The sequence below is a fragment of the Hydrogenophaga sp. genome (assembly GCF_036675665.1).
Taxonomy (GTDB): domain Bacteria; phylum Pseudomonadota; class Gammaproteobacteria; order Burkholderiales; family Burkholderiaceae_C; genus Hydrogenophaga.
In genome coordinates, this window is sequence record NZ_JAKFEO010000035.1 from 14,059 (window position 1) to 37,103 (window position 23,045).

At 67.3% G+C, this 23,045-nt stretch carries 19 protein-coding genes; 8 read left to right on the forward strand and 11 right to left on the reverse strand.

Annotation, left to right across the window (positions count from 1 at the left end; translation table 11 throughout):
• Window positions 1-61 precede the first annotated feature (61 nt).
• The 4 genes from V6M63_RS12850 to V6M63_RS12865 form a co-directional block, all read right to left on the reverse strand.
• Window positions 62-2,389, reverse strand: a complete 2,328-nt coding sequence (locus V6M63_RS12850) for an NADP-dependent malic enzyme (protein WP_332742354.1) — start codon at window positions 2,387-2,389, stop codon at window positions 62-64.
• A 152-nt stretch (window positions 2,390-2,541) separates the two neighbouring features.
• The gene (locus V6M63_RS12855; protein WP_332742355.1) at window positions 2,542-3,492 is read right to left on the reverse strand and encodes a 1-phosphofructokinase family hexose kinase; all 951 of its coding nucleotides are present in this window, start codon (window positions 3,490-3,492) and stop codon (window positions 2,542-2,544) included.
• A 122-nt stretch (window positions 3,493-3,614) separates the two neighbouring features.
• Window positions 3,615-5,012 (reverse strand): aminopeptidase P N-terminal domain-containing protein, encoded by a 1,398-nt coding sequence (locus V6M63_RS12860; RefSeq protein WP_332742356.1) that lies wholly within the window; start codon window positions 5,010-5,012, stop codon window positions 3,615-3,617.
• Window positions 5,013-5,058: 46 nt separating this feature from the next.
• Window positions 5,059-5,814 (reverse strand): nucleotidyltransferase family protein, encoded by a 756-nt coding sequence (locus V6M63_RS12865; protein WP_332742357.1) that lies wholly within the window; start codon window positions 5,812-5,814, stop codon window positions 5,059-5,061.
• 180 nt (window positions 5,815-5,994) lie between these two features.
• On the opposite strand from V6M63_RS12865, the gene tkt reads away from it, so the two are divergent.
• The 4 genes from tkt to V6M63_RS12885 all read left to right on the forward strand — a co-directional run bounded on the left by tkt (window position 5,995) and on the right by V6M63_RS12885 (window position 10,745).
• Entirely contained in the window at window positions 5,995-8,067 is a 2,073-nt protein-coding gene (gene tkt, locus V6M63_RS12870; RefSeq protein ID WP_332742358.1) for a transketolase, read from the forward strand.
• A 42-nt stretch (window positions 8,068-8,109) separates the two neighbouring features.
• Complete coding sequence (gene gap, locus V6M63_RS12875; protein WP_332742360.1) at window positions 8,110-9,108, forward strand: type I glyceraldehyde-3-phosphate dehydrogenase; 999 nt, start codon at window positions 8,110-8,112, stop codon at window positions 9,106-9,108.
• Window positions 9,109-9,222: 114 nt separating this feature from the next.
• Complete coding sequence (locus V6M63_RS12880) at window positions 9,223-9,837, forward strand: TetR/AcrR family transcriptional regulator (protein ID WP_332742362.1); 615 nt, start codon at window positions 9,223-9,225, stop codon at window positions 9,835-9,837.
• Window positions 9,834-10,745, forward strand: a complete 912-nt coding sequence (locus tag V6M63_RS12885) for an alpha/beta hydrolase family protein (protein WP_332742364.1) — start codon at window positions 9,834-9,836, stop codon at window positions 10,743-10,745. Before V6M63_RS12880 ends, V6M63_RS12885 begins: the two co-directional genes overlap by 4 nt.
• Before the next feature lie 20 nt (window positions 10,746-10,765).
• On the opposite strand, the gene V6M63_RS12890 is transcribed toward V6M63_RS12885, so the two are convergent.
• Genes V6M63_RS12890 through V6M63_RS12900 form a run of 3 tightly spaced genes read right to left on the reverse strand, consistent with a single transcriptional unit; the run spans window position 10,766 to window position 12,811 of the window.
• Window positions 10,766-11,521 (reverse strand): SPOR domain-containing protein, encoded by a 756-nt coding sequence (locus tag V6M63_RS12890; protein ID WP_332742366.1) that lies wholly within the window; start codon window positions 11,519-11,521, stop codon window positions 10,766-10,768.
• On the reverse strand, window positions 11,515-12,318 hold the full coding sequence (locus V6M63_RS12895; RefSeq protein ID WP_332742368.1) for a biotin--[acetyl-CoA-carboxylase] ligase: 804 nt from the start codon (window positions 12,316-12,318) through the stop codon (window positions 11,515-11,517). Before V6M63_RS12895 ends, V6M63_RS12890 begins: the two co-directional genes overlap by 7 nt.
• A 7-nt stretch (window positions 12,319-12,325) precedes the next feature.
• Window positions 12,326-12,811 carry an SET domain-containing protein gene (locus V6M63_RS12900; RefSeq protein ID WP_332742369.1) on the reverse strand — a complete coding sequence of 162 codons (486 nt, stop codon included), beginning with the start codon at window positions 12,809-12,811 and terminating at the stop codon, window positions 12,326-12,328.
• 151 nt (window positions 12,812-12,962) lie between these two features.
• On the opposite strand from V6M63_RS12900, the gene V6M63_RS12905 reads away from it, so the two are divergent.
• Together V6M63_RS12905 and V6M63_RS12910 are read left to right on the forward strand one after the other, a co-directional pair.
• A complete protein-coding gene (locus tag V6M63_RS12905; RefSeq protein WP_332742371.1) occupies window positions 12,963-15,935 on the forward strand; it encodes a DNA topoisomerase III in 2,973 nt (990 codons plus the stop codon).
• Between the two features lie 104 nt (window positions 15,936-16,039).
• The gene (locus V6M63_RS12910; protein WP_332742373.1) at window positions 16,040-16,687 is read left to right on the forward strand and encodes a glutathione S-transferase family protein; all 648 of its coding nucleotides are present in this window, start codon (window positions 16,040-16,042) and stop codon (window positions 16,685-16,687) included.
• Window positions 16,688-16,708: 21 nt separating this feature from the next.
• On the opposite strand, the gene V6M63_RS12915 is transcribed toward V6M63_RS12910, so the two are convergent.
• The 3 genes from V6M63_RS12915 to V6M63_RS12925 all read right to left on the reverse strand — a co-directional run bounded on the left by V6M63_RS12915 (window position 16,709) and on the right by V6M63_RS12925 (window position 19,531).
• Window positions 16,709-18,091, reverse strand: coding sequence for a sensor histidine kinase (locus tag V6M63_RS12915; RefSeq protein ID WP_332742638.1), 1,383 nt, complete (start codon window positions 18,089-18,091; stop codon window positions 16,709-16,711).
• Window positions 18,092-18,203: 112 nt separating this feature from the next.
• On the reverse strand, window positions 18,204-18,878 hold the full coding sequence (locus tag V6M63_RS12920) for a response regulator transcription factor (protein WP_332742374.1): 675 nt from the start codon (window positions 18,876-18,878) through the stop codon (window positions 18,204-18,206).
• 125 nt (window positions 18,879-19,003) lie between these two features.
• On the reverse strand, window positions 19,004-19,531 hold the full coding sequence (locus tag V6M63_RS12925; protein WP_332742376.1) for a MarR family winged helix-turn-helix transcriptional regulator: 528 nt from the start codon (window positions 19,529-19,531) through the stop codon (window positions 19,004-19,006).
• Window positions 19,532-19,667: 136 nt separating this feature from the next.
• Here V6M63_RS12925 and recA point away from each other — a divergent pair, with 136 nt between their 5' ends.
• Both recA and recX read left to right on the forward strand, forming a co-directional pair.
• Window positions 19,668-20,801 carry a recombinase RecA gene (recA, locus tag V6M63_RS12930; protein WP_056267263.1) on the forward strand — a complete coding sequence of 378 codons (1,134 nt, stop codon included), beginning with the start codon at window positions 19,668-19,670 and terminating at the stop codon, window positions 20,799-20,801.
• Between the two features lie 127 nt (window positions 20,802-20,928).
• Window positions 20,929-21,393 carry a recombination regulator RecX gene (gene recX, locus V6M63_RS12935; protein WP_332742382.1) on the forward strand — a complete coding sequence of 155 codons (465 nt, stop codon included), beginning with the start codon at window positions 20,929-20,931 and terminating at the stop codon, window positions 21,391-21,393.
• A gap of 2 nt (window positions 21,394-21,395) precedes the next feature.
• On the opposite strand, the gene V6M63_RS12940 is transcribed toward recX, so the two are convergent.
• Entirely contained in the window at window positions 21,396-22,955 is a 1,560-nt protein-coding gene (locus V6M63_RS12940) for an MFS transporter (RefSeq protein ID WP_332742384.1), read from the reverse strand.
• Window positions 22,956-23,045 lie beyond the last annotated feature (90 nt).

Genomic DNA, 23,045 nt, shown 5'->3' on the forward strand with positions numbered 1-23,045 from the left:
GAAGGCAAATCCAAGCGTCTGAGATGTGTGGAAAAGTTAGCGCTTGCTTTTTCTCTATGCATCAACGGGAAACGTTGGCATCGGCCACGGTGAGGGCTGTCATGTTGACGATGCGGCGCACGGTGGCGCTGGCCGTCAGGATGTGGACCGGCTTGTCGGCGCCCAGCAGCACCGGGCCGATGGCGATGTTGCCGCCTGCGGCCGTCTTGAGCAGGTTGTAGGCGATGTTGGCGGCATCGATGTTGGGCAGCACCAGCAGGTTGGCCGCGCCCTTGAGCGTCGAGTTGGGCATCAGGCGCTGGCGCGCGTCGGCGTCCAGTGCCACATCGCCGTGCATCTCGCCGTCGACCTCCAGCCACGGCGCCTGTTCACGCAGCAGGGCCAGCGTGCGGCGCATCTTCACGGCGCTGGGCTCGTCGCTGGAGCCGAAGTTGGAGTGCGACAGCAGGGCGGCTTTCGGTTGCAGGCCGAAGCGCAGCATCTCTTCGGCCGCCATGACCGTGATCTCGCTCAGCTCCTCGGGGGTGGGGTCGTGGTTGACGTGGGTGTCGACCAGAAACACCTGGCGCCCGGGCAGCATCAGGCCGTTCATGCAGGCATAGATGCGCACGTCCTGCGCGGTGCTGGGGCTGCCGCCGGCGCGCTTGCCGATCACCTGGTCGATGTATTTCAGGTGGTGCTGGGTGGTGCCCCAGGTGCCGCAGATGAGGCCGTCGACCTCGCCCTTGTGCAGCAGCATCGAGCCGATCAGGGTGAGTCGGCGGCGCATCTCGATCTTCGCGAGCTGCTGGGTCACGCCCTTGCGCTCGGTCATGCGGTGGTAGGTCTGCCAGAAATCGCGGTAGCGGTTGTCCTGCTCGACGTTGACCACGTCGTAGTCGAGCTCCTCGCGCAGGCGCAGGCCGAATTTTTCGATGCGCTGGGCGATGATGGCCGGGCGGCCGATCAGGGTGGGGCGGGCCAGGCCTTCATCGACCACGATCTGGCAGGCGCGAAGCACGCGTTCCTCTTCGCCCTCGGCATAGGCCACGCGCTTGCGCGCCGCCGTCTTTGCCGCCGAGAAGATCGGCTTCATGATGGTGCCCGAGGCGAACACGAAGCTTTGCAGCCTTATGCGGTAGGCCGCCATGTCGGGGATCGGGCGCAAGGCCACGCCGCTGTCAGCCGCGGCCTGCGCCACCGCCGGCGCGATCTTCATCATCAGGCGCGGGTCGAACGGTTTGGGAATGAGGTACTCGGGGCCGAAGGCCAGTTGCTCACCGGCGTAAGCCGCGGCCACGACTTCGCTCTGCTCGGCCTGCGCCAGCTCGGCGATGGCGTGCACCGCGGCGATCTCCATCTCGTCGGTGATGGTGGTCGCGCCACAATCGAGCGCGCCGCGGAAGATGTAAGGAAAGCACAGGACGTTGTTGACCTGGTTCGGATAGTCGGTGCGTCCCGTGGCCATGATCACGTCGCCACGCACCGCGTGCGCGTCCTCGGGCGCGATCTCGGGATTCGGGTTGGCCAGCGCGAAGATCACCGGCCTGGGTGCCATCGACGCCACCATCGCGGGCTTGAGCACGCCGCCGGCCGATAGGCCGAGGAACACGTCGGCGCCCTCCATCACCTCGGCGAGCTTGCGCTTGTCGGTCTTCTGCATGTACTGGCGCTTGTCGTCGTCCATGAGCTCCTCGCGGCCCTCGTAGACCACGCCGGCCAGGTCGGTGACGAACACGTTCTCGCGCTTCAGGCCCACCTTGAGCAGCAGGTTCAGGCAGGCCAGCGCCGCCGCACCCGCGCCCGAGGTGACCAGCTTGACCTGGCCGATGTCCTTGCCCGCGACCTTCAGGCCGTTGAGCATGGCCGCCGCCACCGTGATGGCCGTGCCGTGCTGGTCGTCGTGGAACACGGGAATCTTCATGCGCTTGCGCAGCTCGCGCTCCACGTAGAAGCAATCCGGTGCCTTGATGTCCTCGAGGTTGATCGCGCCGAAGGTCGGCTCCAGCGCGGCAATGATCTCGACCAGCTTGGCCGGGTCCTTCTCGTCGATCTCGATGTCGAACACGTCGACGCCGGCGAACTTCTTGAACAGCACACCCTTGCCTTCCATCACCGGCTTGGCTGCGAGGGGGCCGATGTCACCCAGACCCAGCACGGCAGTGCCGTTGGTGATGACGCCGACCAGGTTGCCGCGGGCGGTGTACTTGAAGGCATTGACCGGGTCGGCCACGATCTCTTCACACGGCGCAGCCACGCCGGGCGAGTAGGCCAGTGCCAGATCGCGCTGGTTGGTGAGCTGTTTGGTGGCGGCAATGGCCACCTTGCCGGGCGTCGGGAACTCGTGGTATTCGAGGGCGGCACGGCGCAGCTCGGCGCGCTTGTTCTCTGGGCTGTTGTCCATGGTCATGGTTTTGTCTCCGGTCGTTCTGAAATCTTGCTATGTGAAAGGCAATTGCACATTCTAATTCTGCGGCCGGGAAAACCCTAGTCGGTAGAACTGCGTAAACGGTTGTGGCGATGCTGACTTTTTCAGGGGCAATGTGCGGAATGCATGAGCGGTCAGGCCGCAACCACCTGCACCAGGGGTTGCAGGCGGCGAACATCCTGGGGCTGGCACAAGCCGGTGCCCGGTGTGAGCAACGCGGCGGACCCGGCGGCCATGGCCCAACTGAAGGCCTGGGGCAGCGGGTCTCCTTGTTGCAGCGACCAGACCAGCGCACCCACGAAGCTGTCGCCCGCCCCCACCGAACTGGCCACCTCGACCGGCAAGGCCTCGGCCCGCCAGGCACCGTCGCGCGAAAGCAGCAGCGCACCACGGTCGCCCAGCGTGAGGGCCACCACGTCGGCCTGGCCCTGGTCGACCAGGGCCTGCGCGGCGGCTCGCCACTCCACGGCCGTGGCCAGGGACAGGCCGGTGAGTTCGCGCAATTCGCGCAGGTTGGGCTTGACCAGGAACACGCCGGCTTGCAGCGCGGCGGCCAGCGCGGGCCCCGAGCTGTCGAGCACCAGCCGCACGCCGCGCTGGCGGGCCGTGCGGGCCAGCCGGGCGTAGAAGTCGGCGGGCACGCCGGGCGGCAGGCTGCCGCTGGCCACCACGAAGCTCAGCTCGCTGGCCCACTGGTCAACCGCGTCCAGGTTGGCCTGCCATTCGTCCTCGGTCAGCGTGGGACCCGGCAGCACGAAACGGTACTCGGCGCCGGTGTCCTGGGCCTGCACGGTGAAGTTTTCGCGCGTGTCCTGCGCAATCGGCAGCGCGCGCGCGGACAAACCGGCTTGCTCGAGATGCTGCGTGAGCCATTGGCCGGCTGCGCCGCCGGCCGGGAAGAGTGCACTGCAGCGCCCGCCCAGCCTGTGCAGCACGCTGGCCACGTTGAGGCCTCCACCACCGGCATCGCGCTGGGCCGGGCCGCAGCGCAGCTTGTCGGCGGGCACGACCCGATCGGTGTGTGTGGACACGTCCACCGAGGGATTCATGGTGAGACACAGCGCGGTGCCCGCAAGGGAAGTCATGCTGCGTTGTACTCCATGCGCACGGCTTTCAACGCACGTGTTTGAGGCGTCTGATCGAGAAGGCTCCACTCACGCGCAGGGCGTGCGCGGCAACCGGGTTGACGCTGACAGCGTGCACGGCCTCAACCGCGCATCAGCGCTTCGATCTCGGAAGCCTCGACCGGCACGCCACGCGAGATCAGCTCGCAGCCGGTCTCGGTGACGATGGCGTCGTCTTCGATGCGGATGCCGATGTTCCAGAAGCGCTCGGGCACGCCTTCGGCGGGGCGCACATAGAGGCCGGGCTCGATGGTGAGCACCATGCCCGGGCGCAGGATGCGGCTGGGGCGGTCCTTGATGGTTTCGCCACTCAAGGGGTCCTTGCGCTCGTTCACCGTGCCGAGTTCGGACGGCTCCACGTAGCCACCGCAGTCGTGCACGTCCATGCCCAGCCAGTGACCGGTGCGGTGCATGTAGAACTGGAAGTAGTCGCGGTTGGTGATCACGTCCTGCGCGCTGCCCACCTTGTTCGCATCCAGCAGGCCGACGTCGAGCAAGCCTTGCGCGAGCACCGCCACGGTGGCCTCGTGCGGATCGACGAAGCGCGCGCCGGCCTTGGTGGCGTGGACCGCCGCGATCTGGCTGGCCAGCACCAGGTCGTACAGCTCGCGTTGTGGCCCGGTGAATCTGCCGTTGGCCGGGAAGGTGCGGGTGATGTCGCTTGCATAGCCGTCGAGCTCGCAGCCGGCGTCGATCAGCACCAGCTCGCCGCTGCGGATGGGCGCGGCGTCGGCGCGGTAGTGCAGCACGCAGGCGTTGGCACCCGCTGCCACGATGCTGCCGTAGGCCGGGTACTGCGAGCCATGCTCGCGGAAGGCGTGCAGCAGCTCGGCATCCAGGTGGTACTCGCGCACGTCCTGACCGGCTCGCAGCATGGCCGCGCTGCGCTGCATGGCGCGGATGTGGGCCTTGGCGCTGATCTGCGCGGCGCGGCGCATGGTGTCCTGCTCGAAGGCGTCCTTGATCAGCCGCAATTCGTCGAGCACGCCACACAGGTCGCGCTGCGCTTCGGGGCACAGCGCGCCGTAGCGCACGCGCGCGCGCACCGGTTGCAACCAGCCGTTGACCTTGCTCTCAAGTCCCTCGTGGGTGGCAAACGGGTACCACACGGTCTGGCGGTTTTCCAGCAGCCTGGGCAGGCGCGTGTTGAGCTCGGCGACGGAAAAGGCTTCGCTCACGCCCAGGTGCTCGGGCGCGGCTTCGGGGCCGAGGCGGATGCCGTCCCAGATTTCGCGTTCCAGGTCTTTCGGTTGGCAAAACAGCGTGGTGCCGCCTTCGGCCGTGATCACCAGCCAGGCGTTGGGCTCGGTGAAACCGGTGAGGTAGTAGAAGTAGCTGTCGTGCCGGTAGATGAAATCGGTGTCGCGGTTGCGCGGGCGCTCCAGCGCCGTGGGCACGATGGCGATGCCGCCGGGGCCGAGCGAGGCGGCCACGCGGGCGCGGCGTTCGGCGTAGAGGTGGGTGTGGGTGGTGGAGTCCATGGTCGCCATTCTCTGACTTTTGGCGAGCACCTGCGGTCCGAGGGAATCAGCTTTGACTGTTCAGCTCTTCGAGCCGCTCGGGCGTGCCCACGTCGACCCAGGTGCCACTGTAGATTTCTGCGCTCACCTGGCCCGCTTCCATCGCCCGGCGCAGCAGCGGCGCCAGCGGCTCGGCCGTGCCTTGGGGGTTGCCGGGCAGCACCTCGCACCAGGGCAGTTCGAACAATTCGCGTCGGTACAGGCCGATGGTGCTGAAGGTGTAGGCCTCATCGGCCCGGCCGATGGCGAGGCCGTCCGGACCCAGGCCGAAATCGCCGTGCGGGTTGTGCGGCGGGTTGGGCACCAGCCAGATGTGGGCGAGCAGGCCGCTGGCCTCGAACCGGTCGACGCTGGCCTGGCTGAAGGCGAAGTCGGGCACGTACACGTCGCCCGCCAGCACCCAGAAAACGTTGGCCAGCAGCGGCAGCGCGCGGGCAATGCCGCCGGCCGTTTCCAGTGCGTAGCCGAAGTCCGCGCCCTCGCGCGACATCACCACGTCGCAACCCGGACGGGATTGGCTCCAGGCCGCGCAGTGTTCGTCGATCTGTTCTCCCAGCCACGCGGTGTTGACCACGAAGCGCTGGAAACCACCCGTGACCAAGGCCTCCATGGGCCACTGCATCAAGGGCTTGCCCTGCACGACCAGCAGGGGCTTGGGCGTGACGTCGGTGAGCGGGCGCATGCGCATGCCGCGCCCGGCGGCAAGCACCATGGCCGAGGCCAGGGGAGGGGTGGGGGGAGGTGCGGTGGCGAGTCGGGTCATGGGGAGCCAGGGGGTGCGCGTGCCGGGCGCGCAGGGCCGCACGCGTTGAAGAATTATGGGCCGACGCGCCAGCCCGATGCGGGACAGCGCGGCCAGCGACAGGCTGGCCGATAAAATCCGTTGTTTTGCGCCATCGCGCAGATCCCGCCTTCCCCCACTTTCCTGCACCTCCCAGCACCCATGTCCGACACCGCCAGCACCCCCACCCCCATCGCCCAAGCCGTGTCGCCACAGACCCAGGCCAACGCCATCCGAGCCCTGGCCATGGATGCGGTGCAAGCCGCCAATTCAGGCCACCCCGGCGCGCCCATGGGCATGGCCGACATGGCGGTTGCCCTGTGGGGCCGGCATCTGCGCCACAACCCGACGAACCCGCAGTGGGCCAACCGCGACCGCTTCGTGCTGTCCAACGGTCACGGCTCGATGTTGATTTATTCGCTGTTGCACCTGACCGGCTACAAGCTGCCGATCGGTGAACTCAAGAACTTCCGCCAGCTGCACAGCAAGACCGCCGGCCACCCCGAGGTGGGCGTGACCCCCGGCGTGGAAACCACCACCGGCCCGCTGGGCCAGGGCATCACCAATGCAGTGGGCATGGCGCTGGCCGAGAAGCTGCTGGCGTCCGAGTTCAACCGCGAAGGCCACACCGTGGTCGACCACCACACCTACGTGTTCCTGGGCGACGGCTGCCTGATGGAAGGCATCAGCCACGAGGCCTGCGCACTGGCTGGCGCCTGGAAGCTCAACAAGCTGATCGCGCTGTACGACGACAACGGCATCTCGATCGACGGCCAGGTCACGCCCTGGTTCATCGACAACACCGCGCTGCGTTTTGCCGCCTATGGCTGGAACGTGATCGGCCCGATCGACGGCCACGACACCGACGCCGTGGACCGCGCGATCGCCGATGCGAAGAACAAGGCCGATGCGCCAACGATGATCATCTGCAAGACGCACATCGGCAAGGGCAGTCCGAACCGCGCCAACACCGCCAAGGCCCACGGCGAGCCGCTCGGCGCAGAGGAAATCAAGCTCACCCGCGAAGCGCTCGACTGGCCGCACGCCCCCTTTTCCGTTCCGAAAGACGTGTACGCCGCGTGGGACGCGAAGGAGGCCGGCAAGGCCTCGGAAGCCGCGTGGAACGCCACGTTCGCTGCCTACAAGGCCGCATTCCCCGAGCTCGCCAAGGAGTTCGTGCGCCGCATGAAGGGCGACTTGCCGAAGAACTTCGCCCAGGTGGCGGTGGATGCCACCGTGGCCGCGCACACCAAGGCCGAGACCGTGGCCAGCCGCAAGGCCAGCCAGCTCGCGCTGGAAACCTTCACCGCCGCCCTGCCCGAACTGCTGGGCGGCAGCGCCGACCTCACCGGCTCCAACCTCACCAACACCAAGAGCACGCCCGCGCTGCGCTTCAACCTGGCCGGCGACGTGGTGAAGAACGAGCAAGGCCAGGGCGGGCGCCACATCAACTACGGCGTGCGCGAATTCGGCATGGCCGCCATCATGAATGGCGTGGCGCTGCACGGCGGCTTCATTCCCTACGGCGGTACCTTCCTCACCTTCAGTGACTACAGCCGCAACGCCATCCGCATGGCCGCGCTGATGAAGCTGCGCGTGATCCACGTGTTCACGCACGACAGCATCGGCCTGGGCGAAGACGGCCCCACGCACCAGTCGGTCGAGCACGCGGCCAGCCTGCGCCTGATTCCCAATCTGGACGTCTGGCGTCCGGGCGACACCGCCGAGACCGCCGTGGCCTGGGCCGTGGCGCTGCAAAACGCCACGCGCCCCACCGCGCTGCTGCTCAGCCGCCAGAACCTGCCCTACGCGCCCAAGAGCGACCTGGGTGACATCAGCAAGGGCGCCTACGTGTTGGCCGAGCCTGGCGAAGTGGGTCTGAAGAAAAAGGCGCAGGCGGTGATCGTTGCCACCGGCTCCGAGGTGCAGCTGGCCTTGAAAGCGCAGGAGCTGCTGGCCAAGGAACACAAGATCGCCGTGCGGGTGGTCTCCATGCCCAGCACCACCACCTTCGACCGCCAGAGCGCCGCCTACAAGGCTTCGGTGCTGCCCGCCGGCGTGCCGCGCGTGGCCGTCGAGATGGGCTCCACCGACGGTTGGTGGAAATACGGCGTGGCCGCGGTCGTGGGTCTGGACACCTACGGCGAGTCGGCGCCGGCCCCGGTGCTGTTCGAGCACTTCGGCTTCACGCCCGCGAATGTGGCCGACACGGTGCGCGCCGTGTTGGCGAAATGAGTTTGTTCCCCCTTTTTTGAAACCTTCCAGGAGAGACGAGACATGACCATCAAGATCGGCATCAACGGCTTCGGCCGCATCGGCCGCAACGTGCTGCGCAGCGCCATCCAGAACTTCAGCGACATCGAGGTCGTGGCCATCAACGACCTGCTGGAGCCCGACTACCTGGCCTACATGCTGCAGTACGACAGCGTGCACGGCCGCTTCAAAGGGGAAGTCAGCGTCGAAGGCAACACCCTGATCGTCAACGGCAAGAAGATCCGCCTCACGCAGGAGCGCGATCCCGCGAACCTGAAGTGGAACGAGGTTGGCGCCGACGTCGTCATCGAGTCCACCGGCCTGTTCCTGGACAAGGTCACGGCCCAGAAGCACCTGGACGCCGGCGCGAAGAAGGTCATCCTCTCGGCGCCCTCCAAGGACGACACCCCCATGTTCGTCTACGGCGTCAACGACAAGAGCTACAAGGGCGAGGCCATCATCTCCAACGCCTCGTGCACCACCAACTGCCTGGCGCCGATTGCCAAGGTGCTCAACGACAAGTGGGGCATCAAGCGCGGCCTGATGACGACGGTGCACGCGGCCACCGCCACGCAGAAGACCGTGGACGGCCCGAGCAACAAGGACTGGCGCGGCGGTCGCGGCATCCTGGAAAACATCATCCCCAGCAGCACCGGAGCCGCCAAGGCCGTGGGCGTGGTGATCCCCGAACTGAACAAGAAGCTCACCGGCATGAGCTTTCGCGTGCCGACCTCCGACGTGTCGGTGGTCGACCTCACGGTGGAGCTCAACAACGAAGCCACTTACGCCGAGATCTGCGCCGAGATGAAGGCACAGAGCGAGGGAGCCCTGAAAGGCGTGCTGGGCTACACCACGGACAAGGTGGTCGCCACCGATTTCCGCGGCGATACCCGCACCTCGATCTTCGACGCGGACGCCGGCATCGCGCTGGACAAGACCTTCATCAAGGTCGTGAGCTGGTACGACAACGAGTGGGGCTACTCCAACAAGTGCCTTGAAATGGTTCGCGTCGTCGCCAAGTAAGCGCACGCTGACTTGCAATAAAAAAGCGCCTTCGGGCGCTTTTTTATTGCCTGGGCGCACGTGCGCGACAGCTCCCGGTTGACACTAGACCGACCGGTCTATAGATTGCGTTGCATGGCCGAAACACCCGCTGCCCCCGGCACCCGCGAACGCCTGATCGCGGCCATGACCGATGCCCTGCGCCGCCGCGGCCTGCACGGCATCGGCCTGACCGAACTGCTGGCCCAGGCCGGCGCGCCCAAGGGCGTGCTGTACCACCACTTTCCCGGCGGCAAGACCGAGCTGGCGGTGGCCGCCATCGACGATGTGGTGGTGCGCATGCTGGGCTGGCTCGACGGCCTGCTGGCCAGGAACGCCGATCCGATCGAAGCCGCGCGGCAGTGGATGCAGGGCGCGACCGTGCGTCTGAGCAGCACCGGCTTTCATGCAGGCTGCCCGCTGGCCACTGTGGCACTGGAGAGCACGCCCGACGACCATGCCCTGCGCGAAGCCCTGGCCCGCGCCTTCGCCACCCTGCGCGAGCGCATCGCACTGGCGCTGGAGCAGCACGGCGAGCCGCGCGCGCAGGCCCAGGGCATCGCCGCGCTGATCGTGGCCACCTACGAAGGCGGTCTGCTCCAGGCGCGGGTGGCCCAGAGCAGCGATCCGATCAACCTGGCCACGCAAACCCTGTTGTCGCTGCTGGCCGCTCGCGGCCCGACGGCAGCACGAACCGGAGAACCGTCATGAACACCTTCCCACCCACCGACGCCCACAACCAGGCGGTGCGCACCGAGCGCCTCACCCTGAGCGCCGCCGACGGTTATCCGCTGGTGGCGCACCGCTACCACAGCCCCATGCCGCCGCAGGCCCACCTGGTGGTGGGTGGCGCGACCGCGGTGCCGCAGGGTTTCTACAAGCGCTTCGCCGAACACGCCGCGCGCCGCGGCTTCGACGTGCTCACGCTGGACTACCGCGGCATCGGTCAGTCGGCCCCGAGCACGCTGAAGGGCTTTCGCATGGACTACCTCGACTGGGGCCGGCTGGACCTGGCCGCGGCCGTGGAAGCCATGCGCCAGCCGGGTGTGCCGCTGTACCTGGTGGGCCATTCCTACGGCGGCCATGCGCTGGGCCTGCTGCCCGACCCGGGCGCGGTGGATGGCGCCTGGACCTTTGCCACCGGCGCTGGGTGGCACGGCTGGATGCCGCCGCTGGAGCGCCTGCGCGTGCTCTTCATGTGGCGCGTGCTGGGCCCCGTGTGGACGCGCATGCATGGCTACCTGCCGTGGAGCCGACTGGGCATGGGCGAAGACCTGCCGATCGACGTGTACCGCCAATGGCGCCAGTGGTGCCGCTTCCCCCGCTACTTTTTTGACGACCCGGCGATGCAAGCCACCACCGCGCGCTTTGACGAGGTGCGTTTTCCCATCGTGGCGCTCAATGCGCTGGACGACGCCTGGGCGCCGCCGGCCTCACGAGACGCCTTCATGGCCGGCTACCGCAATGCCGAGGTGCGCAGCGTCACGTTCGACTCCCGCCGCGCGGGCCTCGGTGCCATGGGCCACATGGGCTATTTCCGGCCCAAGGCCCAGCCGCTGTGGAACGAGGCGCTGGACTGGTTTTCCAAGCTCTCGCAGCACCGCGCCGCAGGGGCCTGAGCCCCTCGCTGCGGAGGGGCTCAGGTGCAGCGCTGCAGGCGTTTGCCCGCCATCGCATCGCCCAGAGCGTCGATGGCTGCGCGTTGCGATTCGGTGATCGACGGCAGACGCAGGTTGGTGCTCACACTCTCGGCGCGCTCCTGCGCCACCTTGGCGGTGCGGATGCCATCGCGCTCGGTCTGCTGCCGCGCTTGCTGGGCGGCGGCTTCGGTGGAGAACGTGCCGAGCGCCAGGCCGGGGGCCAGCCCGACCGCCGTGATCTCGCGGAACGTCACCCCCAGCGCGCGCAGCTCATCTTTCTTGCGATCGAGTTGCTGCTGGTTGTCGTAGCGCCCCATGTAGACGATCCAGCGACCACCGCTGCGCACCTCGGTGAAGGAAAAGCCGGATGCGGGCAGGCCGAGCAGCACCAGTTCGGCGCGCAGCAATTCGGCCTGGGCTTCGGTGAAGCCGCCCGCCTGCCAGCACGCGCGCGTGCCGTTGTCGACCGGCGGTGCAGCCACGGGCGCAGGTTCAGGGGGTGTGGGTGTGGGTGCGGGGACCGGCTCGGGTGCTGCGGCCACGGCGGGCGCCACCGGTGCGGCCGGCGGCGGCGGCGCGGCCTCGGCCCTGGGCCCATTCAGCAGGCGCAAGACCTCGGGCTTCACCTGTTGCGTCAGGCGCTCGGGTTCGCGTTGCTCCGCGGGCTTCAGGCCCAGCGTGTCCAGGTAGCCCTGCGACCACGCAAAGTAACCCGCGTTGGCCAGCACCAGCAACCAGATGACCCACCTCAGCACGGGCGCACACTCACTTCGGCGCTGGTCACCGTCTGCATGCCGCGCTCGGTGAGCACCTGCAATGCACCCTCGTCGTTCACGCCGCAGGCCGTGCCGCGCGTGCCGTCGGAGAGCTGCACCGCCAGGCCCTGCAAGGCGTCCAGCTGTGCAAAGCGCTGGGCAAATGCGGCAAACCCCTGCGAGGCAAACGCCTGGATGTCGCCTACCAGCGCCGGCGCCACGCGCTCGAGTACCTCGCCCGGTGTGATGCCCACCAGCACCTCGGCCAGGCCGGCCGGGGCCATGGCCGTGACCGCCGCACCGTCGGGCACGAGCGCGGCCACCGCGGACACCTCGGGCCGCGCCACATTGATGCCCACACCGATCACCACCATGCGCTGGCCCTGACCGGACTCGCCGGTGCTGGCCGTCTCCACCAGGATGCCGCCGATCTTGCGTTGGTGCAGCCAGAGGTCGTTGGGCCATTTCAGGCGCACGTCGGGGTGCAGGCTGCGCGCCAGGCTCACGCCCACCGCCAGCGACAGACCCGACCAGCCCGTGGGTGCCAGGGGCATGGCCAACGAGAACGTGAGTGATTGGCCCACTTTGCTGTGCCAGCCCTTGCCCAGCCGTCCGCGCCCGGCGGTCTGGTCCTCGGCGGCCAGCAACACCGGCTCCATCAGGCCGCTGCGCGCGCGGCGCATGAGCTCGCTGCTGGTGGAGTCGATGCTGGGCAGCACCTCGACGGTGAAACCGGGCAAAGTGGGCTCGACCGCTTGCCAGACGGCTTCGGCGTGGCGGATCAGGGAGTCGGCCATGGGCCGTTCAGCCGAGCTTCGACGCTTTGCCCGCGCGCTTGGGAGCGAGCAAGGTGCCACGGCATTTTTTGGCGCCGCACCAGCAGGGGTACTCGGCCTTGAGCTTGGGTGTGTAGGGCTCGTCGATCACCAGGCCGTAGTCGTAGAACAGTTCTTCACCGGCTTTGATGTTGCGCTGCGCCCGGATGAACACCCGACCCTCATCGACCTCGGCTTCGCAGTTGGGCGCGCAGCTGTGGTTGATCCAGCGTGCCGAGTTGCCGCCGTGCTTGGCGTCGATCACGTGTTCTTCGTCGATGTGGAAGTAGAAGGTGTGGTTCGGATCGGTCGGATCGTGCGGGTGGCGGCGCAGCGCCTCGTCCCAGGTGATGACCTCGCCCACATATTCAATGAGCGTTTCGCCTTCGGCCAGGTCCACCACGGCGTAGACCCCGCGGCCGTGCACGCCGGACTTGCGCGTCTGGATGCGCCGCCCGGCACCATTCGGCTTCATGGCCAAGGCTGGTTTTTCGGCGGGCGCGCTCGACTTTTTGGGGCTTTTCGTCACGGCCGGAATATTTGGTAAGGTTGTTTCATGCAGGTGCGCGCGAGTGTGCGCGTGCCCATGTGCGCGTGTACACGCGCGTGGAAAGTTGATTGTAGAGATGAAAACTGCTGAAGGTTTCGCCAAAACCCTGGTCATTGCCGAGAAGCCATCCGTGGCCCAGGACATCGTGCGTGCGCTCACCCCGGTGGCGGGCAAGTTCGACAAGCACGATGACCATTTCGAGAACGACCAATACGTGGTCACCTCCGCGGTGGGCCACCTGGTGGAGATCGCCGCGCCCGAAGAATTCGACGTCAAGCGCGGCAAGTGGAGCTTTGCCCACCTGCCCGTGCTGCCGCCCTACTTTGAACTCAAGCCGATCGACAAGACCAAGTCGCGCCTCTCGGCGGTGGTCAAGCTGGCCAAGCGCAAGGACGTGGCCCGCCTCATCAACGCCTGTGACGCGGGCCGCGAAGGTGAGCTCATCTTCCGCCTGATCGAGCAGTACGCCGGTGGCTTGAAGGGCGGCAGCTACCAGACCCTGGGCAAGCCGGTGCAGCGCCTGTGGCTGCAGTCGATGACGCCCGCGGCCATCCGCGACGGCTTCGAGCACCTGCGCACCAACGAGCAGATGCAGGGCCTGGCCGACGCCGCGCGCAGCCGCTCCGAGGCCGACTGGATGGTCGGCATCAACGGCACGCGCGCCATGACGGCGTTCAACTCGCGCGACGGCGGCTTCTTTCTCACCACGGTGGGCCGGGTGCAGACGCCCACACTGTCCATCGTGGTCGAGCGCGAGGAAAAGATCCGCGCCCACCGCAGCCGCGACTACTGGGAGATCCACGCCAGCTTCCTGGCCGAAGCCGGCGAGTACCCCGGCAAGTGGTTCGACCCGGCCTGGAAAAAACCCACCGGCGAGGACGCCGACCTGGAACAGCGCGCCGACCGCGTCTGGAGCCAGCGCGAAGCCCTGGCCATTGCCGAGGCGGTGCGCGGCAAGGCCGCCAGCGTCAAGGAAGAAAGCAAGCCCACCACGCAGGCCAGCGGATTGCTGTACGACCTGACCAGCCTGCAGCGCGAGGCCAACGGCCGCTTCGGCTTCTCGGCCAAGACCACGCTGCAGCTCGCGCAAAGCCTGTACGAGCGCCACAAGGCCCTGACCTACCCGCGTACCGATTCGCGCGCCCTGCCCGAGGACTACCTGCCCACGGTGAAGGAAACTTTCGAGATGCTGGCCGGCAGCGGCATGAAGCACCTGGCGCCACACGCGCAGACCGCGCTCGGCAACGGCTACATCCGCCCGAGCAAACGCATCTTCGACAACAGCAAGGTGTCGGATCACTTCGCCATCATCCCCACATTGCAGGCGCCCAGTGGCCTGAGCGACGCCGAGCAGAAGCTGTACGACCTCGTGGTGCGTCGCTTCCTCGCGGTGTTCTTCCCGTCGGCCGAGTTCATGGTCACCACGCGCATCACCTCGTCGGTTGGCCACCACTTCAAGACCGAAGGCAAGGTGCTGGTCAAGCCGGGCTGGATGGCCGTCTATGGCAAGGAAGCCGCCGAAGATGTGACGGACGCGAAAGAGGGCGACAAAGGCCAGAACCTGGTGCCGGTGCGCGAGGGCGAGACCGTGCGCACCGAGACGGTGGAGCCCAAGGGGCTCAAGACCAAACCGCCGGCGCGTTACTCGGAAGCCACGCTGCTGGGCGCCATGGAAGGCGCGGGCAAGCTGGTCGACGACGACGAGCTGCGCGAAGCGATGCAGGAAAAAGGCCTGGGAACGCCAGCCACGCGCGCGGCCGTCATCGAAGGCTTGCTGACCGAGAAGTACATGTTCCGCGAAGGCCGCGAGATCATCCCCACGGCCAAGGCGTTCCAGCTCATGACGCTGCTGCGTGGCCTGGGTGTGGAAGAACTCTCCAAGGCCGAGCTCACCGGCGAGTGGGAATACAAGCTCGCGCAGATGGAGCACGGCCAGCTCAGCCGCGCCGCCTTCATGGCCGAGATCGCGGCCATGACCGAGCGCATGGTCAAGAAGGCCAAGGAATACGACCGCGACACCATCCCCGGCAACTACGCCACGCTGTCCACGCCCTGCCCCAACTGCGGTGGCGTGGTGAAGGAAAACTACCGCCGCTACACCTGCACCGGCAAGGACGGCGCCAGCGAAGGCTGCGGCTTTTCGTTCGGCAAGTCACCGGCGGGCCGCACCTTCGAGCCCGACGAGTCCGAACAGCTCCTGCGCGACAAAAAGATCGGCCCACTCGATGGCTTCCGCTCCAAGGCGGGTTGGCCCTTCGTGGCGGAGATCGTGCTCAAGTACAGCGAGGACGACAAGAACTGGAAGCTCGAATTCGACTTCGGGGACGACAAGAAAGGCGAGGAAAGCGGCGAGCTGGTGGACTTCACCGGCAGCGAGCCGCTGGGCAAGTGCCCCAAGTGCGGCGGCGCCGTGCACGAACACGGCAGCAACTACGTCTGCGAGAAATCGGTGCCCACGATGGCCCAGCCCACGCCGAGTTGCGATTTCAAGAGCGGCAAGATCATCCTGCAGCAACCGGTGGCGCGCGAGCAGATGAGCAAGCTGCTGGAGACCGGCAAGACCGACCTGCTCGACAAGTTCGTCTCCATGCGCACGCGCCGCGCGTTCAAGGCCTTCCTGGCCTGGGACAAGGAGGCGGGCAAGGTGAACTTCGAGTTTGCGCCGTCCAAGTTCCCACCCCGCAAGACGGCGGCCGGCGCGCCGGCCAAGGCCGCACCGGCGAAGAAGGCCGCTGCGAAAGCCGCGCCCGCCAAGAAGGCGCCTGCGGCCAAGAAGACCGCTGCCGTGAAGACGCCGAAAGCCCCGCGCAAGACCACGGCCGCCACCGGCAAACAGCCCAGCGCCGCGCTGGCTGCCGTGATCGGCGAAGGCGCCGTCTCGCGCCCCGAAGTGGTGAAAAAGCTGTGGGACTACATCAAGGCCAACGGCCTGCAGGATGCGGGCGACAAGCGCCGCGTGAACGCCGATGCCAAGCTGGCGGCGGTGTTCGGCAAGCCACAGGTGACCATGTTTGAAATAGCGGGGCTGCTGAGCCCACATCTGAACTAACCCCCACGCTCCGCCGCTTCGCGGGTCGCTGCCCCCCGAGGGGGCGCAATCCGGCTTGGGGCGGCCCGGCGCCGGATTCTTGACACTTGATTGGATACAACTCGATGAGCCTGAAACTTTATTTCGCCCCCGGCGCCTGCTCCTTCGTGCCGCACGCCATGCTCGAACTCGCCGAAGTGGCCTTTGAGCCCTCGATGGTGAAACTGCACAAGGGCGAGCAGCGCTCGCCCGACTACCTGGCGTTGAACCCGCGCGGCCAGGTGCCCGTGCTGGTCGATGGCGACGAGGTGATCACCCAGATCGTGGCCATCCTGCTGTACCTGGACGAGAAGCTGCCCATGGCCGGCATCCTGCCGCCTGCAGGCCTGGAGCGCGCCCGCGCCCTGCAGGCGCTGGCCTGGATGAACAACACCGTGCACCCCACCTTCACCCATGTGTTCATGCCGCACAAGTTCACCGACGACGAGGCCGCGCAAAAGGCGATCCGCGACTTCGGCGCGTCGAGCTACCGCGGTCTGCTGGGTGAGATCGAAGCCATGGCCACCCAAGCCGCACCCTGGATGGTGGGAGCACGTCCGGGTGCGCTCGATGCATACGCCCTCACGCTGCTGCGCTGGGGCGGTTACGCCGGCATCAACCCGGCGGATTTTCCGGCCACCTGGGCGCTGGTGCAGCGCTTCGCCGAATTGCCCGGCGTGGCCCGAGCGATCGAGCGCGAGAAGCTGCAGCTCAACGTGTACAAGCCCGCCTGAGCCGGCATCACGGCCGACCCGCTATTCCTGCACGACCTGCGGCTTGGTGGGTGTGAATCGCACCGACACCCGCAGGCCACGCCGGCTGCGTTCCGGGTGGGCGTCTTCCATCGACACCGTGGCGCCGTGCTGCTGCGCGATTTCCAGCACGATCGCCAGGCCCAGGCCCGAGCCGTCGACGTTGGTGCCCAGCGCCCGGTAGAACGGCTGCATCACGAACTCGCGCTCGTTCTCCGGAATGCCGGGGCCGTCGTCTTCCACCTGCAGGATCTGCACCCCGCTGAAGCGGTCCAGCAGCACACGCACCGTGACCACGCCGCCTTGCCCGGTGTAATGGATCGCGTTGTCCACCAGGTTGCGCACCATTTCCTGCAGCAGCGTCGGGTTGCCGTTCATCAAGCAGTCGTCGGGTGTGTCGTCCGGGCCTTCGAAGCCGAGGTCGATACCCGCTTCCAGCGCCTTGGGCACCGAGTCCTGCACCACGTCGGGCACCATCCTGGCGAGGTCAATGCGCGCGCTGGGCAGCGTGCGGCCGGTGGTCTCGGCGCGAGCCAGAGCGAGCAGCTGGTTCACCGTGTGCGTGGCGCGTGCGCTGGAGCGCGCGATCTGCTGCAGCGAGCCGCGAATCTCCACCGGATCGGTCTCGCGCTGTGCCAGCTCGGCTTGCATGCGCAGGCCCGCCAGCGGCGTCTTGAGCTGGTGGGCGGCGTCGGCCAGAAAGCGCTTCTGGGTGGTGAGTGAGGTCTTGAGCCGGGTCAGCAGGTCGTTGATCGACGACACCAGCGGCGCGACCTCCTGCGGGATGAACGACTCCTCGATCGGACTCAGATCGTCGGGCTTGCGAGCGCGGATGCGCTGCTCCAGTTCGTTGAGCGGGCGGATGCCGCGCACCAGCGCCAGCCACACCAGCAGCACCGCCAGCGGCAGGATCACGAACTGCGGCACCATCACGCCCTTGATGATCTCGGTGGCCAGCGTCGATCGTTTGCCTTTGGTTTCGGCCACCTGCATCAACACCAGGCGCTGGGGATCGTGGCGCGCCAGCCAGGTGTAGGCCACACGCACTTCGTCGCCACGCACCACGTCGTCGCGCAGCAGCACGCGACCGGGCTCGGGTGCTTCGTTGTCGCGCGGGGGCGGGAAGTCCAGCTCTCCGCTGATGAGATCTCCACGCGGATCGAGCACCTGGTAGTACACGAGGTCGCTGTCGTCGGCGCGCAGCAGGTCGCGCGCCTGCGCGTTGAGTTTGAAGGTGATCTGGTCGTTCTCGCGCACCACGAACTGGGTCAGCGCCTGCAGGTTGAACTCGAGCGCACGGTCAAACGGTTTGCTGGCGATGCCCTGTGCGACGAACCAGGTGAGCGCCAGCGACAGAGGCCACAGCAGCAGCAGCGGCGTGAGCATCCAGTCGAGAATTTCCCCGAACAGGCTGCGTTGCTCGCGCTGGAACAGGCCGAACCCCCTTGGCGCCAGCCGGCTGTCCGTCGGTGGCAGTGGCTCGCTGAAAGTCCGGCCGTCAGCTGGCGATTTTTTCAAGGCAGTAGCCCAGGCCGCGCACCGTGGCGATGCGGATCGGACCCTTTTCGATCTTCTTGCGCAAGCGGTGGATGTAGACCTCGATGGCGTTGTTGCTCACCTCTTCGCCCCATTCGCACAGCCGCTCGACCAGCTGGTCCTTGCTGACCAGGCGTCCGGCACGTTGCAGCAGCACTTCGAGCAGGCCGAGTTCACGCGCCGAGAGCTCGACCATCTTGCCGTCGATGGTGGCCACGCGCCCGGCCTGGTCGTATTCGAGCGGGCCGTGGCGGATGGTGTTGGTGCTGCCGCCCATGCCGCGACGGGTGAGCGCGCGCACCCGCGCTTCGAGTTCCTGCAGCGAGAACGGTTTGGCCATGTAGTCGTCGGCCCCGTAATCCAGTCCCTTCACGCGCTCCTCGATGCTGTCGGCCGCTGTGAGCACCAGCACCGGCAGGGTGGAGCCGCGCGAACGCAGCCGCTTGAGCACCTCCAGACCGTGCAGCCGCGGCAGGCCCAGGTCGAGGATCAAGAGGTCGAACTCGTTGTTGGTCATCAGGGCCGCGTCGGCTTCGCTGCCGCTGGACACGTGGTCCACCGCGGCGCCAGCCGCTCGCAGGCTGCGCAACAGGCCGTCGGCCAGGACCTGGTCGTCTTCTGCAATCAGGATGCGCATGGGGAAGTCTCCTGTGCTGATCGGGCAGCATTGTTATGGAGCCGCGTCGCGGGTGCGGGCGGGATTCGAGCCAGGTCCATTTTAGGTCTCATACCCCACGCCGTAGCCTGTCGGGTGGCGGGCTTTTACCGTGGGGGCACGGCCGCGCGCGCACCGGGTGCTTCCGACCCGTAGGCCTCCAGGCCCAACGCCACCACGGTGGCCACCGCATCACCCACCTGGGATCGGAACTCGGCCTCGGCCTGCGCCACCGCCGTGCGGAAGGCGTCCAGCCAGAGCAGGCCGGTGTCGGTGAAGACGATGCGCCGGGCCCGGGCGTCGCGCGGGTCGGGTTCGCGGCGCACCAGTCCCCAGGCCTCGCACTGCGTCACCAGATCGCCCATGGCCTGTTTGCTCATGCCGGCCTGGTGCGCGAGTTCGGTCAGGCGCGAGCCGTGCAGACCCAGGTGGCGGGTGATGTGGATGTGCGCCGCGCCCACCTGCGCGCGCGCGGCCAGGTGAGAGAGCGCCAGCGGCACGTTGGCGTCGTGCGCCATAAGGCTGAGCACGCGCTCGTCGAAGCGGCGCAGCGCGAGGCCCATCAGCCGACCGAGGTGGCCGCCGCGCCAGCGGTCGTCGGCGTCTGCGGGCGTTTGCGGGGTGTTTTTCAGCATCCGTGAATGATAAGGCAAACTGACCAAATAATGACTTGTTTGATTTCAACCCGGCTGTAAACTGCTGTTCAAGCATCCAGCCTGTACACAACCACACAGGTCTTGCCAACCCTTCCAACCCAGCCCAGGAGCCCCCATGGACGCACCCGTCAAGCCCAACCCCCTCAACAGCGAAAAAGCCAAGGCCCTGCAGGTCGCGCTGGCCCAGATCGAAAAGCAGTTCGGCAAGGGCACCATCATGCGGCTGGGTGAAGGCGAGGTGATCGAGGACATCCAGGTCGTCTCCACCGGCTCTCTGGGCCTGGACATCGCGCTGGGCGTCGGCGGCCTGCCGCGCGGCCGTGTGGTGGAGATCTACGGCCCGGAATCCTCGGGCAAGACCACGCTCACGCTGCAGGTGATCGCCGAGATGCAGAAGCTCGGCGGCCAGTGCGCGTTTGTCGATGCCGAACACGCGCTGGACATCCAGTACGCGCAGAAGCTCGGCGTGAACCTGCAGGACCTGCTGATCAGCCAGCCCGACACCGGCGAGCAGGCGCTCGAGATCGTCGACAGCCTGGTGCGCTCCGGCGCGGTGGATTTGATCGTGGTGGACTCGGTGGCCGCGCTCACGCCCAAGGCCGAACTCGAAGGTGAAATGGGCGATTCGCTGCCCGGCCTGCAGGCCCGCCTGATGAGCCAGGCGCTGCGCAAACTCACCGCCCACATCAAGAAGACCAACTGCATGGTCATCTTCATCAACCAGATCCGCATGAAGATCGGCGTCATGTTCGGCAGCCCCGAGACCACCACCGGCGGCAACGCGCTCAAGTTCTACGCCTCGGTGCGCCTGGACATCCGCCGCACCGGCACCATCAAGAAAGGCGACGACGCGATCGGCAACGAAACCAAGGTCAAGGTGGTCAAGAACAAGGTCGCGCCGCCTTTCAAGACGGCCGAGTTCGACATCCTGTTCGGCGAAGGCATCAGCCGCGAGGGCGAGATCCTCGACCTGGGCGTGGTGCATCGGGTCGTCGAGAAGTCGGGCGCCTGGTACGCCTACAACGGCGAGAAGATCGGCCAGGGCCGCGACAACTCGCGCGAATTCCTGCGTGAGAACCCCGAGCTGCGCGTGGAGATCGAGAACAAGGTGCGCACCGAGCTGGGCGTGCCGCTGCTGCCGGTGGAAGAAGCGCCGGCACCGGCCAAAGGCGGCAAAGCTGCGAAGGCTGCCAAGGCCGAAGCCGCCGAGAAGGCGCGCGAAGCCGACACCTCGCCGCTGGCCGAGTGAGGGGTGCGCTCACGGTGTCAGCTGTGAGCGTGTGACGCGATGCGCCCCCACGCTCCGCACTGCGTGTCGTCGCTGCCCCCCGAGGGGGCGCTGGCCCTCCTTGGGACGGCCCGGCGGAGGTCCTGACATGGGTTTCAACCAGATTTCCCTCAAAGGCCGGGCGTTGCGCCTGCTCTCGGGCCGCGAACATTCGCGGGCCGAGCTGCAGCGCAAGCTCATTGCCCATGAAACCGAGCCGGGCGAGCTGACCCGGGCGCTGGACGAGCTGGAAGCCAAGGGCTTCATCAACGAACAGCGCGTGCTCGAATCCGTGGTGCACCAGCGCTCTGTGAAGTTGGGCGCCTCGCGCGTGCGCCAGGAGTTGCAGGCCAAGGGCCTGAACCCCGAGGCCGTGGCGCAAGCGGTGGCCGATCTGCAAGGCACCGAACAGGCGCGGGCCCACGAGGTCTGGCGCAAGAAATTCGGCGCTCCCCCACGCGACGCGGCCGAGTACGGCAAGCAGATGCGCTTCCTGCTCACGCGCGGCTTCAGTGCTGAGGCTGTGCGGCGCGTGGTGCGCGGTGGATCAACGCCAGACGACGACGAAAGCTGACCTCATCCAGGCCTGGAAGGCGAGGCGACGGCGGGTGCGATCGGGCCGCGCAGCATGCGCCAGGCCAGCAGCGCACTGACGACCATGATGGCCGTGCCCAACCATGCAGCCGCCTGCATGCCATCGACAAAGGCCGTGCGAGCGGCACTGCGAAGGGCTTCGGCCACTGGCGCGGGCAAGGCCTCGGCCACGGTGAGCGCACCCCCCAGCGTGGAGGCGCCCGCCACCGCGTCGGCCGACATCCCGGAGGGCATCCGAGCCTGCAAGCCGCTGCGGTAGAGGCTGGTGGCCAGGCTGCCGAACACGGCAATGCCCAAGGCGCCCAACAACTCCGAGCTGGTTTCCGACAGCGCGGAAGCGGCTCCCGCGCGCTCGGGCGGCGCCGAGCTGATGACGATGTCGTTGCCCAGCGTGAACACCGGCGCCATGCCCAGCCCCATCAGCACCATGCCCCCGATCAACCAGGCCAGCCCATGAGGACCGTCCACCTGCGCCATGGCGGCAAAGCCGACGGCAGCCACCGCGAGGCCGGCCACGATGGTTTGTGGTGCGCGCAGCCGCTGCGCGATCGCCGGCGTGAGCATGGAGCCCACCACGAAGGACAGCGCCCAGGGCACGGTGCACAGGCCCGCCATCAGTGGCGACAGGCCCAGCACGAGCTGCAAATGCTGCGAGACGAAGATGTAGACCCCGAACATGGCAAACGAGGTGAGTGCGTACGTGCAGATGGCTGCGGCAAACCGGGGTTGACCAAACAGTTGGAGGTCCAGCAGCGGGTACGCGATGCGGCGTTGGCGCCGCACAAAGGTCACACCTGCCACGAGGCTCACGGCCATGGCCACCCCGGTCAAGGGCTCCAGGTGGCCCTCAGCCGCCTGTTTGAGCGCGAACACACCGCAGAGCACCGCCATGAGTGACAGCGCCACGCTGCCCAGATCCAGCCGACCGGCCTGGGCGTCGCGGTATTCGGGCAGCAGGAACGGCCCCACCGCCAGCAGCAGCAACATCACCGGCACCGCGGCCCAGAAGATCGCTGGCCAGGCGAAGACCTGCAGGATCACGCCACCCACCAGCGGCCCGATCGCGCCCCCCACCGAATAGCTGGAGATCCAGATGCCGATGGCCACGCGCCGCTCGCGTTCGTCGCGGAACATGTTGGAGATCAGCGAGAGCGTGGAAGGCGCCAGCGTGGCACCGGCGATGCCGAGCAGGGCGCGGGTGGCAATCAGGGCGTGGGCGGTGGTGGACAGCGCGGCGGCCACCGAGGCCGCCGCAAACGCGGCAGCACCGATGAGCAGCATGCGCCTGCGGCCCAGCTTGTCGCCCAGCGTGCCCATGGTGATCAGGAACCCCGCGACCATGAACCCATAGATGTCGATGATCCAGAGCAACTGCGCGGCCGTGGGCTGCAGGTCGGCACTGATGGCGGGCAGGGCCAGGTTGAGCACCGTGAGGTCCATGGCGTAGACCAGACACGGCAATGCGATCACGGCCAAAGCGACCCATTCGCGGCGGGTGGCCTTGGGCGGGGCGATGTCGATCAAGCGTTGCGCAGCGGCCATGTGAAGTCTCCTCGGCGTTCGTCGAGCGTGGCTCCGCCAGAAACGTCGGGGCCATGCACCCACACGACGAACGCAGACCTGGTCTTTCGA